Source organism: Flavobacterium sp. JAS (genome assembly GCF_020991455.1).
Lineage (GTDB): Bacteria > Bacteroidota > Bacteroidia > Flavobacteriales > Flavobacteriaceae > Flavobacterium.
The window spans coordinates 296,798-310,826 of sequence record NZ_JAJMOX010000002.1; the positions used below are offsets into that span (position 1 = coordinate 296,798).

At 32.8% G+C, this 14,029-nt stretch carries 5 protein-coding genes; 4 read left to right on the forward strand and 1 reads right to left on the reverse strand.

Annotation, left to right across the window (positions count from 1 at the left end; all coding sequences use genetic code 11):
- Nucleotides 1-31 precede the first annotated feature (31 nt).
- The 3 genes from LPB88_RS03395 (at nt 32) to LPB88_RS03405 (ending at nt 9,301) form a co-directional block, all read left to right on the forward strand.
- Complete coding sequence (locus tag LPB88_RS03395; protein ID WP_230712401.1) at nt 32-4,168, forward strand: two-component regulator propeller domain-containing protein; 4,137 nt, start codon at nt 32-34, stop codon at nt 4,166-4,168.
- 617 nt (nt 4,169-4,785) lie between these two features.
- Nucleotides 4,786-7,794, forward strand: coding sequence for a TonB-dependent receptor (locus LPB88_RS03400; RefSeq protein WP_230712404.1), 3,009 nt, complete (start codon nt 4,786-4,788; stop codon nt 7,792-7,794).
- A 13-nt stretch (nt 7,795-7,807) separates the two neighbouring features.
- Complete coding sequence (locus tag LPB88_RS03405; protein ID WP_230712406.1) at nt 7,808-9,301, forward strand: RagB/SusD family nutrient uptake outer membrane protein; 1,494 nt, start codon at nt 7,808-7,810, stop codon at nt 9,299-9,301.
- A gap of 180 nt (nt 9,302-9,481) precedes the next feature.
- Here LPB88_RS03405 and LPB88_RS03410 read toward each other — a convergent pair whose 3' ends face one another.
- Entirely contained in the window at nt 9,482-10,984 is a 1,503-nt protein-coding gene (locus LPB88_RS03410; RefSeq protein WP_230712408.1) for an MFS transporter, read from the reverse strand.
- A gap of 633 nt (nt 10,985-11,617) precedes the next feature.
- Between LPB88_RS03410 and LPB88_RS03415 the strand changes: the two genes are divergently transcribed.
- Entirely contained in the window at nt 11,618-13,546 is a 1,929-nt protein-coding gene (locus tag LPB88_RS03415) for an RICIN domain-containing protein (RefSeq protein WP_230712410.1), read from the forward strand.
- Nucleotides 13,547-14,029: the final 483 nt, after the last annotated feature.

Consider the following 14,029-nt stretch of genomic DNA (forward strand, 5'->3'; position numbering starts at 1 on the left):
ATATTTATTTTAATTTACTAACCATTGTAGAATGTCCCCAAAAAAATATCTTAGAGTTCTTGTTATCTTATTTTTTACAATAAATAGTTTGTTTTCTCAAAATACATTTGAAGACTATCAATTTAGGCTATTAAATAAGGAGACTTCAAAAAGTGGCATATATACCATTACACAGGATCAGTCAGGTTTTTTGTGGATTGGTACCAATGGTGCAGGTTTATTTAAATACGATGGAATAAGTTATGTGGCTTATGAGCAAAATTCTAAACTCCCTAATTCGATCAATAGTAATCTTATTTATGTTACTTATGTAGACACTCACAATAGGTTATGGATAGGTACAGATGAAGGATTATGTCTTTACAATCGAAATTTAAATACTTTTGAAAGTATTGACATTCAGAAAAAAATAAAAAAAGAAACTGTAATTTCTGTAAAGAGTATTATAGAAGACAACAATGGGAATCTTTTTTTGGGAACGTTTAATAGTGATTTGCTGAAACTAAATATTAAATCCCGTGAAATTACCAAGATTAAGACAAATGTTTCAAATACAGAAAATTACCTTGTCAATTGCCTGGTAAAAGATAAAAAAGGGACTATTTATCTGGGGACTAACTTTGGTCTAAAAGCAGTTGATCCTATAAAAAATGAGATTAAAGAATTAAACATTGGCAAAAACAATGAAATACTTTCTTTAAATATTGTTTCCATGTTTATAGACAGCACGCAAAATCTCTGGATTGGCAATGGATTTAAAGGACTTGTAAAGGTCGATTTAAATTCTAAAGTTAAAGAAGCTGCATACTATCCTATTACCAGAAAAAGAATTATGTCAATACTGGCAACAGATTATAAGACAATTCTTTGCGCCACAGAAAATGATGGTTTAATCATTGTAAACGATCAGGGTATTGTTCAAAAAAAATACGCAAACAGTAAATACAATAATCGAAGTTTAGGTTCAAATTCTGTTTGGTCTTTATTTTTAGATAAAGAAAATAGAATTTGGCTGGGGTATTACAATAAAGGCTTAGGTGTTTTTGATAAAATAAACAGCAAAGTAAGTATTATCGAGAGTTTGCCCGGAAATTCACAGTCCTTACAAACCAATTGTGTTACCGGTATTGCCAAAGATCATCAAGATCAGTTGTGGATTTCTATGGAAGGCGGAGGAGTTGATGTTTACAATACAATAACTAAAAGTTTTAAGCATATTACCAAGTCTGACCCAAGTTTTTATTGGGGATTAACCAATGATAATATAACAAATGTATTTATTGATAAAAAGCAAAACATCTGGTTATCAAGCTGGAATGAAGGAGTTTTTATTTTAAAAAAAGGTAGCAATAAGTTTATTAACTACAGCACAAAAAACACTCCCGGTTTGGCATCAGACAATATCATGAGTATTGCTGAAGATTCCAGAGGTGTAATCTGGATTGGGACTTTTTCAAAAGGACTGCATTATTACACTGCTTCAGATGGTCAATTTCATCATTGTAATTCTAAACCATTTTATGAAAGTGGAATAATAAATTCAGACATTAGAAAGGTAATGACAGATTCAGATGATGCTGTCTGGGTGGGTTCAACAACAGGTTTGTACAAGGTTAATACAAAAGATTTTCTTTCTTTTTCAGTAACATCTTTTCGGGATAAAATGTCTGAAAAGCTTAAAAATCATAAAAGTATACATACTATCAATACCTTATATGAGTCCAAAAACAAAGAAATTTGGATTGGTACTGATGGAGCCGGATTATTTAGCTATAATAAAAAAACAGCCAACATAAAATGGTATATAAACTTCAAAGGTCTGAACGAAAAGTCCATTTCATCTATTGTAGAATCAAATGACGGATGTATTTGGTTAAGCGGAAAAAAAGGAATTACCAAACTTGATTTAAAAAACAATACTACTGCAAATTACTCTATCTACGACGGTTTATTGGGAAATGATTTTAATAACAATGCTGTCCTGAAAGACGAAAAAGGATTGCTTTATTTTGGAAGTTATGAAGGTTTAAATTATTTTAATCCTCCCAGTTTGGTTAAAAGTAAAAAACAGCTGCCGGTTTACTTAACAGATCTGAAACTTTTTAATAAATCAGTAGGTCCGCTTGAAAAAAACTCACCCTTAATAAAAGTAATATCACAGACAAAAAAGATAATTCTTAAGCATGATCAGTCTGTATTTACAATTGATTTTATTGCTGTAAATTATTCTTTTCCTGCCAGAAATGAATTTGCTTATTACTTAGAAGGATTTGAAGATTCATGGAATTACGTGGGCAGTAAACGGTCGGCGACCTATACTAACTTAGCACCGGGAAAGTATGTCTTTAAGCTGAAAGCTTCCGAAAAAAATGGAGTCTGGAATCAAAATCCGCTGGAATTAGAAATTGAAATTTTACCACCTTGGTGGAAAACACCTTTTGCTTATCTGTTTTATTCTCTGTTACTATTAGCGGCAATTTATTTTGCCAATCAATACTATCAAAATCGTTTTAAACAAAAACAAATGATAGAATTTGAACAGAAAAAAGCAATTCAAATTGAAAAATTAAACAATAAAAAATTACAATTTTTCACCAATATCTCGCATGAATTCAGAACGCCGCTTACTTTAATTTTAAACCCGTTAGGTGATATATTGAAGAACAATAATCTGGATTTACCAGAGAATGTATTGAGTAAATTACAGACTATTCAAAAAAGTTCAGACAGACTTTCAAGATTAATCAATGAGCTGATGGATTTCAATCAGCTGCAATTTAATAAAATGCCTTTAAAAGTACAACTGATTGAAGTAGTAGGTTTTACAAAGGAAATTGTTAGTTATTTTGATGAAGAAGCCTTAAGTCGGGGAATTCAATTGCATTATGAATCAAATAAAAAAACATTAAAAGATTGGGTTGACCCTAAAATGTTCGAGAAAATTATTTTTAACGTCATTTCAAATGCCTTTAAGGTTACTCCTGATAAGGGAAAAATAACAATAAAAATTGCGGTCAACGAAGAATTAGTTCATTTCCCTTTGATAAATTCAACCAATACAAATCCTTCTTTTGAAGTTATTGTTGAAGATACAGGTTCGGGATTGGATAAAAAGGATATTAAGAAAATTTTTGACCGTTTTTATCAGGTAAATAATTTGAATAAAGCCTATTATGGAAGTACCGGAATAGGATTGGAGGTTGTTCGCGGATTTGTAGAATTGCACAAAGGAAAGATTGAAGTAGAGAGTCAATTGGGGGTTGGAACTACTTTTAAACTGCTATTTCCACTAGGAAAGGAATTCTTTAATGAAAACGAAGTAATGCCGGAGGAATTTAAAAAGGAGAAAAAAATAAGTTTCACACCAATTGCCGAAAAATCTGTCATTGAACCATCAGATGATGAGGAGAAACAAGATAGAGTTTATACTATTTTGATTGTTGAAGATAATGCTGAATTGCGAAATTATTTAAAAAATGAACTCAAAAAAGAGTACAAAGTTTTAACAGCAGAAAATGGTCAGGTGGGTTTGGAATTAGCTTTACAAAAACTGCCTGATTTGATTTTAACAGATGTTATTATGCCAGTTATGAATGGATTAGAACTGTGTGCAAGTATTAAAGCAGATTTAAAAACCAGTCATATTCCGTTGATGATGTTGTCTGCAAAAGCATTGATAAATGACAGATTAGAAGGTATTGATTCTGGTGCAGATATGTATTTGAGCAAACCGTTTGATATGGATATTCTACGATCCAGCTTAATTCAGCTCATAAAAAGCAGACAGATTATGTTTAATAAATTTTATAACGGAATTACTCCAAAAGCAAAAGAAAAAACAACGACTTTGGATAATGAATTTATAAAAAATGTTCTGAATTACATTAATCAAAACATTAGTGAATATGAGTTGAGTGTTGAGGTTCTGGCTTCAAACGTGTTTTTAAGCAGAAGCCAATTATACCGAAAAATAAAAACACTAACAGGGGTAACCGTAAATGAATTTATACGTAATGTTCGTTTAGAAAAAGCAAAAGAGCTAATAGAGTTAGGGAATGATAATATGTCTGAGATTAGTATTAAAGTTGGTTTTAGTTCACCTTCTTATTTTACAAAATGTTATAAAGAAAAATTCGGATATCTGCCCACACACAATAAAAAGCAATAGTGCTATTGAAAAGTCCTTGAGAATTGAATATTAGAGTTTCAGTTTGAGAGCGTCTGAATAAAAAAAACAGAAAAGAGGCTGTTTCACTTACTGGTGAGACGGCCTCTTTTTTTTGTTTTAATAAATAATCGATTTCAGAAATACAGTCAGGATCAAATTATTGAAAATAGAATGAATTAACATTAAAAATCACTTTTAGATAATTATTAAAAAGCTATAAATCATGTTTTTTTTTATTTCATACTCAAAAAACCGACAGCAATATTAGGAATCCCTTATTTGGGTGTTTTGTGTTTAAATATTTGATAAATAAGTAATTATGTGTTTTTTGAAGGTTTCGTGCTACAAATTTGATAGTTTTTGCAACATTTTTAATATGTAAAATTTATGTTAACCTTATATTTTTGGATTCAAAGAAAATCAAATAATCTAAGAAGTAAGTATTAACATTTTTTAAAAAATTACCGCATGAAATGAAAACTAAAATTATTTATTGTATGCCTTTTTTAATTCAATTGAAAGGATCGAAAATAGCCTTTAAGCTAATTTGAGAATCAAAACGATAAATAAACTTTACAACCAAACAACTATTTAAACTAATCAAAAAACCACTAAAAATGATTTTAAAATTTAGAATTGCAATAATCACATTGCTAATAATCTGCAGTCAGAATTTGATTGCACAAACAAAGACGGTACAGGGGGTAATTACCGATCCTTCAGGATTTCCTTTGCCCGGTGCCAGCGTTAATGTAGAAGGTTCAAAAAACAGTGCATCAACAGATTTTGACGGTAAATACTCTTTAAAAGGAGTTAACGCTACAGATAAAATAACGTTCTCTTATGTAGGCTTGGTTCCGCAAACAATTACTGTTGGTACCAGAGAAAGAATTGATGTTGTATTAGCACTGTCTACACAAAGCTTAAATGAAGTTGTAGTAGCTTATGGTACTCAAAAAAGAACCAAGGTTACGGGAGCAATTTCGACCGTAAGTTCAAAAGATATTGCTGCGGTTCCTATTACTAATGCAGAATCGGCTTTGCAAGGACGTGCGGCAGGTGTTACTGTTGTAAATGGTGCGCCGGGTTCAAGTCCTACTGTTAGTATTCGTGGTTTATCTACAATGGGTAACAGTGCTCCATTATACGTAATTGATGGGGTTTTAACAGGTAATCTTTCAGGTTTAAGTCCTAATGATATTGAGAGTATTTCAGTTTTAAAAGATGCTTCTACTACGGCATTATACGGTTCAAAAGCTTTTAATGGGGTTATTGTGGTTACTACTAAAAAAGGAAAAAAAGGTCCGGGGCAGCTAAATTTTAGTACATATGTAGGTGGACAAACGGTTACAAAAAGATATGATGTATTAAATACACAGCAATATTTGCAATATGCCAAAGACTTAGGAAGTGATTTAACAGCAAGAGCTGCTGAATTTGGAAATATAAATACCAACTGGCAGGATCAGATTTTTCAAACCGGTCTAATGCAGGATTATAATTTAAGTTTTTCAAATGGTACAGAGACTTCTACAAGCCGTTATTCTGCTGAATATATGAAACAAGAAGGTGCTATTGTTAACACTGGTTTTGAACGTTATTCTTTTAGATCTAATAATACGCAGGATATTGGAAAACTAAGAGTTGGAAGCAATATAGGTGTATCTTTTAGCACTACTAATCCGGAGCGTAGTTCAGGAGGTAGAACATTATTAGAGCATGCTATTAAAATGGCGCCTTATTTCCCTATTTACAATTCAAATAATTTAGGCGGATACCAAGGCCCTAGTGCAATTGATGGTAACGATGCCGAAAATCCTGTACGTGTAGCCAATTTGGGTTATCAAAAAATTAATGGATTATCTATAATTGGAAACATCTTTGCAGAATTGGAACTTTACAAAGGTTTAAAATTCAGATCACAAGTTTCCTTAGATTATTATACAAGTAAGGATCACACTTTTGTTCCAAGTTTTCAGGATGGTTCTTATCATAAACAAGCATTTTCGACAACAAATGAAACAAATGGACAAGGCCAGACTATTGTCTTTGATAACAGTTTAACCTATAAAACTACTATTGCAGGAAAACATAATCTTGAGGTATTAGGAGTTATTACTAAAATTGATGGAAAATCGCAAACTCTTGCAGCAGGAAGCCGTTACAGTATTTCAGACGAAATCGATCAGTTGCGATATAATGAAGGTAGTTTAGGTTCAGCCAATTATGTAGAAAAAAATATTGGTTATATCGCTCGTATCAATTATGATTATAATGATAAATATTTGCTTGCGGTTTCAGGACGTAGAGACGCGTCGTCTCGTTTTGGAGCCAATAACCGTTGGGGTAATTTCTACTCAGTTGCTGTAGGTTGGAACATAGCCAAAGAAGATTTTATGGCAAATTCTATTTTCAGTACATTAAAACTTAGAGCAAGTACAGGAACAACAGGAAATGACAGGATAGATAACTATCAATATAGTGCAACATTAATTGCAAATTATAATTATCCAATTGGCGGAGCAAATGCACCAGGTGTATCTTTAGGAGTTGCTTCAAATCCAGATTTGAAATGGGAGTCAAAACTAGACAGAAATATAGGTGTAGATTTTGCTTTATTTGACGATAAATTCACAGGTACTTTAGAATATTTCAACAATAAAAGTAGCGATATTCTTTTTGCGGTGCCCCTTCCTGCTTCTGTAGGATCGGCTGGTGGCGGAACTCAAATTCAAAATGTTGCTGATGTAAAAGTACACGGATTCGAAATATCATTAGGTTACAATGACAGAAAAGGAGATTTTACATGGTCTGCAGTAGCTAATTTAGGAACAAGTAAAAACGAAGTAACCGGTTTAGCACCGGGAGTAACAAGTGTTTTAGGTGGTCCAACAGCCAGAGCAGGTCTTGAAAGCTTTTCGAGATTAGAAGTAGGTCAGCCGTTATTCTATTTTTATGGATATCAAACCAATGGAATTTATCAAAATCAGGCAGAAGTTGATGCTGTTTTCGGACCAGGTCAAACAACGATCAAACCGGGAGATATTAAAATTGTTGACCGCGATGGCAATAAGATAATTAATTCAGATGATAAAACAAATATTGGGAATCCATATCCGGATTTTACTTATGGTTTAAATCTTAGTGCAGCTTACAAAAATTTCGATTTTAACTGCTTTATATCAGGAGTTCAAGGAAACGATATTTACAACGCAAATACTTTTGATCTAGTTGGTATGAATCGTTTGTTTAATGCCAGTACTGCTGTATTAGACAGAGCAATTGTTGTAAATGGTGTTGTCACAAATCCATCTGCTACTTTACCAAGAGCGCAAGGTGCAGATATCAACTGGTCGTCTGCAAACCAGCGTTATATTGAAGATGGATCGTATACAAGACTAAAAAATATAGCCTTAGGTTATACATTTTCCGGAGATGCATTTAAGACTTATTTCTCAAAAATAAGATTCTATGTAAGCGGGCAAAACTTAATTACAGTTACAAAATATGACGGTTTAGACCCTGAGATCGCACGTGCAGACGCTAATGCAAATTCTGCAGGTATTGATTTAGGAAGATATCCACAACCAAAATCTGTGATTTTTGGACTTGATGTTACATTTTAATTTATAAAAGATAATGAGAAAAATAAAATATATACTTATAGTGCTGTCCGGAGTTTTAACTATAACTTCATGTGACACTGGTGAATTAGAATTGACTAATCCCAACACTTTATCGCCTGAAACTTTCTTTAAAAGTGAAGCACAGGTGCAGTCCTCTATAAATGCATCCTATGCAGGTCTACAGACAAGAGGACTTTACGGAAGAAATTTTTCTTTTGCAATGGATCTTATGGCTCATGATGCTTTAGGAAACCCACAATTAGAAGGAAACAAAAAGCCATTCCAGGATTTTTCTTTTAATGGAGGAAATGATATTATTCAATATTATTGGGAAGCCTGTTACATAGGGATATCCAGAGCTAATTTTGTGCTGGATAATGAGCCGAAAATAAATGCTCTTCCAAATTCTGTTTTATCGCAAGAGAAAAAGAACAAATATTTAGGGGAAGCTCATTTTTTAAGAGCCTATTATTATTTTCTTTTAGTGAAACGATTTGGAGATCTACCAATTTATAAAACAGGGACTATTATTGGCAAAGGAAGAAGCCCTAAGGCAGAAGTTTATGCCTTGATTGAAGAGGATCTTGTATTTGCGTCTAAAAATCTTTTGCCTAGAGCAACAGAAGCAGCAGGGAGAGCTAATAAAGAAGCAGCTTACGCTTATCTCGGAAAAGTATTGTTATACGAAAAAAAATATGATGAGGCCTTGGTTGCTTTTAATAGCGTTACCGGATTCAGCCTTGAAGATAAAGGCAGTTTTTACAACAACTTTATGGCAGAAACAGAACACGGTAAAGAATCCATTTTTGAAATTGAATTTGACGAGAAAAACGGAACAGGTGATCAATGGGGTGCAGTTGGTGATAGCCAGGGAACTGGTTTTGAAGAGTCTACGCTTAGAGGACAGGAATACGGTAACCTAAGCTGGTATAACGTGTATCCGTCAGACGATTTATTAGATTCGTATGAAGTAGGCGATGACCGTTTCGGAGATACTTTTTATGTACCAGGTTCAACTTATTTAAAAGGAACCAAGGTAATGATAGCAAGTAATTTTACGACCTCTGCAGGTATTAGAAGAGCGGGCTGGAAAAAATATCAAAACTATTACATTAGAGAAGATGAAGCGACACGTTCAAGTATTAATTTCAAAGTGATGCGTTACGCAGATGTACTGCTTATGAAAGCCGAATGTGAAAACCAAAGAGCAGGAGGATCACAAACTACAGCAATTGCATATATTAAAGAAGTTAGAGACAGAGCCAATTTAGCAACTAACATTACGGCTACAAAAGATGCTGTTTTTAAAGCAATTGTTCATGAACGTAAAGTAGAGTTTGCTGGTGAGCAAAGCCGTTTTGATGATATTATGAGATGGGGTAACGCCAGTACTGAATTAGCAGGTACTGGTTTTCAAGCTGGTAAAAGTGAGTTATGGCCAATACCAAATAGAGAAACATCATCTAATCCTAATATAAAACCAAGTGATAATAATCCTGGTTACTAAAAAATTAAATTTTGGTAGTTTGAGTTAAGTTAGTAATTTGGCAAACAGCGCATTTTTAATGCGCTGTTTGTTGTTTTAGTAAGTACAGAATCCTTTCTTTTTCACAAGTCGTATCTACATTCTAAAGATTAAAGTCTACATTCTAAAATCGATAATCTACAATCTACAATCCACAATCCCTTAGCATTCTCTTCTTTCCTTTAAATCTGTTTCAATCTGAATTTCCATTTTTTTATCTATGCTGTAAAAACACAATAAAACTGCACTGATAATGAATATAAAGCCAGGATAAATACTTACCGAAAGTTTGATTCCTTCTACGGCTGCCGGTATCTGACTGACTTCTTCGGCTACATAGCCATATTTAGATAAAAAAGCCGCACCTAATGCGCCACCAATGCTTATCCCTATTTTCAGCCCGAAAATCATTACCGAAAAAACAGTTGCAGTCGCTCTACGGTTGTTTATCCATTCACTGTAATCCGCCACATCCGCAATCATAGTCCACAATAAAGGAATCGTTATTCCGTAAATAAACCCATGTAGTAGTTGGGTCAAAAAAACAAGTGCAATAGCTGTTCTATTATAAAAATTAAATAGCAGCAGACTTAGAGCAGATAGAAAAATAAAAGTGATGTAAATATTTCTTTTACCAAAGGAATCTGCAAGAAGCTTTGAAAACATAATTCCAAAAATCATAAAAATAATACCTCCGGCATTGAAAAGACTAAATGCAGAAGTGGGAGCATCTTTTGGCCATTGGAAACTGACAAATCCCATCGATGTCAATAAACTATTCAGATGATCAATAAATGCAGTAAACCCAATATCATTCAAAAAAATAGTTTGTGCAACAGGATCTAAATAATACTTAAAATAGAAAACATACATTCCCCCTTTTAAAGACAAGGTTATAAATACCAGAACGGTAACCAGCAACATAACCAGCCAGGGTCCGTTTTTCGATAAATCAATAAAATCCTGCTTAACGGAAGATTCCTGATTCTTTGCGGGTATAATTCTTTCCTTGGTAGTAAAAAAAGTGATTAATAAACAAATAACTCCCGTAATAGCAAATAAAATCATTGTATTTTGAAATCCAACTGCTTTATCACCATGTCCCAGTATTAAAACAAATGGCAATAGAAGTGATTGAATTATAAATTGAGCAATCATTACCGCTACAAAACGATAGGAAGAAAGGCTGTTTCTCTCTTTCATATTACCCGTTAAAACACCACCTAAGGCAACATATGGCAAATTGTTTGCCGAATAAATGAGCACCAGAAAAAAGTAAGTCAGCAAAGCATAAATTGTTTTGCCGTTTTGGCTAAAATTTGGAGTTAAAAAAGAGATAACAGCAGCAATTCCAAAAGGCACTGCCGTCCATAATATCCATGGTCTGAATTTTCCCCATTGAGTTTGGGTTCTATCAGCAATTACCCCCATAATAATATTAAAAAAGGCTCCAATAAAACCACCGGTAAAGATAATAACACTTGCTGTGCCGGCAGGGATTTTATAGACATCCGTGTAAAAAAAAGCAAGGAAAGTCAACAGAGTCTGGAAAATCAGATTTGCAGCAAAATCACCTAAACCATAACCTATTTTTTCTACTATAGAAAGCTTTTGCGATGTATTGCTTATAAATATACCTGCTGTTTTTTCTTTACTTTTTACCATCGTGCTTATTGAGAATTATTTTTTAGAGCTCTTTTATCAAAAAGCCAGTAATTCTCTTGGCTTCCTGTTTTCAATAAAAATGCTAAAGGTAAAAATAGCTCGAAAGTTGAAATAATGATTGTCAATTTTGAAGCTATTAATAACATATTTGAAGCATCGTTTTTTGTTTCAGTCGTTGTCAGGAGAAGCGTTCATGTCTTAAAAAGTGGTTTTTATTTTTTTATTGGTTACCACTTGTTTTAATATATAGTTAAGCAACCAGTTGTTTTGTATGTCTATTTTATTAGTCTATATTGGGGATGTTTGAAAGTAAATAACACTCATTATTTGTGATAATTGTAAAACTAATTCTATGTTCTTTTTCGATTGTTTTATAAAATTCGGAACTATATATTTTTTAAAATTCTTATTTTTAGTTGTATAAAAAGTTTTTTAGTGATTTTGATTATTTTTTGGCTCTAAATATATGTATAATCTATTTTATTGGGATTATATTTTATAATTAATAAAATAAATAACACAATCGGTTGTTTTTTTAATTGTTTTTATTGTTAAATTAGCAGTAAAAAACCTACTCAAAGTGAGATAGGATATTTATTAATTAAACTATTTAACCATTAAACCATTTAACTTATGAAAAGAATTCAAAAATTACTTATTCTATTTTTAGTGTTTATTCCCCTGGTACAATTATTTGCATGGCCAGGAATGCCATTGCCTCCTCTGCATATTGAAGGCAAAAATTTAAAGGATCCTTGCGGAAAAAACGTTTTGCTACATGGTGTTGCCATTACTCCCAGTCCCTGGTTTAATGGTTGCTCTTATAATCAATGTCGTTGGGATAATTATAATGTTCAAGGTTGTCTAAATTATAATAATGCCGTTATGGATGCGCTCACGGATACAAATAACGGATGGAAATTAAATTATATAAGACTTCATATTGACCCTTATTGGACCAATACACCAGGTTGCTCAGCAGCAGAAAATGATATCTCATGCTTTGATTACAATAGATTGGTAACTTATGTAAATCAAGTTATAGTCCCTTTAATTAATCATGCCAGAAGCAGAGGACTCTATGTTGTTCTTCGTCCTCCTGGCGTATGTCCTAATCGAATTGCTTATGGGGACAATTACCATATTTATTTAAGAAAGGTATGGCAATATCTGTCGAACCATCCAAATTTAAAGAATGTAGATAATGTTATGTTCGAAATAGCCAATGAACCTGTAGAGATACTTGGGACAAATGGAAATTGGGGTGCAACGGGTGATGAGCATTTTGCCGCTTTACACAATTACTTTCAGGATTTAGTAAATATAATTAAGGGGAATGGCGCAAATAATGTTTGCTGGATACCAGGAACAGGATATCAATCTCATTACCAGGGATATCCAAACCATTTGATAACAGGAGGTAATATAGGTTATGCTGTTCATGTTTATCCGGGATATTGGGGTGCTAATGCAGAAAACACCACTAGTTTTAACAATGCGTGGAATGCTAACGTACAGCCAATTGCTAACGTAGCACCTATTATGATAACAGAAACAGATTGGTCTCCTACTGGTGCCGAAACATGGGGTACCGGTACGACAAGCGGTTTTGGTCTTAATCTGAAAGGCAGAATTGACGCTGCCGGAAATTGTAGTTGGAATTTACTTGCACCGGAAGGATTGATAACCAAAGCAGATCCATATAATGTTACAACTGCTTTCAATAACGATTGGGAGTCTTGTGGTGCACCAGTTAAGCAGTGGTTCTCTGCATATGCAAATAGTAATATACCATCACAAATCTGTAGTAGTGCTTCACTGGTAAACAATGGTGTTTATGAAATTGAATTTAAAACAAATTCAAATAAAGTAATAGATCTTAAATATGGGACTAATGCAAATGGCACTGTAATTCGCCCTTGGGATAGATCAGGGGCAACAGCACAACAATGGATCGCTATTGATGCCGGAAATGGCTATTGGCGTTTTAAATCAAATGCAAGTTCTACAGGACGTGTAATAGATCTTGATAGCGCAGATCCAACAAATGGAAAATCAATAAGACTTTGGGATAGTTATAGTAATGATGCTCAAAAATGGTTAGTAACCGATATGGGTAATGGTTATTATAGCATAAAATCAGCCATAGATACATCAAAAGGATGGGACATTTCTAATTGTAATATGGATGGTACAGCAAATCTTCAACTTTGGGATTATTACGGGACTTCATGCCAATTATTTAAGTTCAATAAAATAGGAAATACTTCAAAAAGTGTAGATGAGAAAAATATTTTAACAAATAATGTTGAAATAGGTACCGGTGTCCAAGTATATCCTAATCCATCAAAGGGTGGAGAGTTTAATATTTATTTCGCTTCACAATCAGATGAAAATTATTCTCTAACGATATACTCAATAGGCGGCGAGGTATTATATGAAACAAAAAATCTAAAATCTAATACTAATCAAGTTATTAGAACTAAACTTGCCAGAGGTATATATATGGCAATGATTTCTCAAAATTCAACTACAACAACCAAAAAGATAGTAATTGAATAGCCTATTCTAAAATAATACATATAGATGTTTAGATTAACTTTATAATTTTATTGATCATTATTTATTCATTGCAAAACCACTACTTTAAATTAAAGTAGTGGTTTTATTTTTCACTCCAAACTTAACAACCAGCCTGTAACTTTACAGTCAAACAGGTTAAGATACACTTAGCCTTTCTTAGGGCAAATCATTAATTTAACAAATAGAATGACATATGGTGATGAATTGTTTTTATTTCTAAACATAGCTCTTAAACAATTCATCAGCTCAGATGCTGGTTGCTTGGCTTAATGTATTAAATCTAAATTATGCATACATTCTTTGAAAGTCTATTTTTATTTTAATCATCCATATTTCTGTCTTCTCTTTATTAAGAATTTTTTCGCCATAAACCCAGATAATTTAGATGATATATCGATTTTAATTTGATCAATGCAACAAATGAGTTAGTTCTTTGATACAAATGAGTACTATGATAAAATC

Bases quoted from the DNA above. Each gene is read 5' to 3' on its own strand.
- LPB88_RS03405 (WP_230712406.1), top strand. From the start codon at position 7,808: ATGAGAAAAATAAAATATATACTTATAGTGCTGTCCGGAGTTTTAACT.
- LPB88_RS03400 (WP_230712404.1), top strand. From the start codon at position 4,786: ATGATTTTAAAATTTAGAATTGCAATAATCACATTGCTAATAATCTGC.
- LPB88_RS03410 (WP_230712408.1), bottom strand. From the start codon at position 10,984: ATGGTAAAAAGTAAAGAAAAAACAGCAGGTATATTTATAAGCAATACA.
- LPB88_RS03415 (WP_230712410.1), top strand. From the start codon at position 11,618: ATGAAAAGAATTCAAAAATTACTTATTCTATTTTTAGTGTTTATTCCC.
- LPB88_RS03395 (WP_230712401.1), top strand. From the start codon at position 32: ATGTCCCCAAAAAAATATCTTAGAGTTCTTGTTATCTTATTTTTTACA.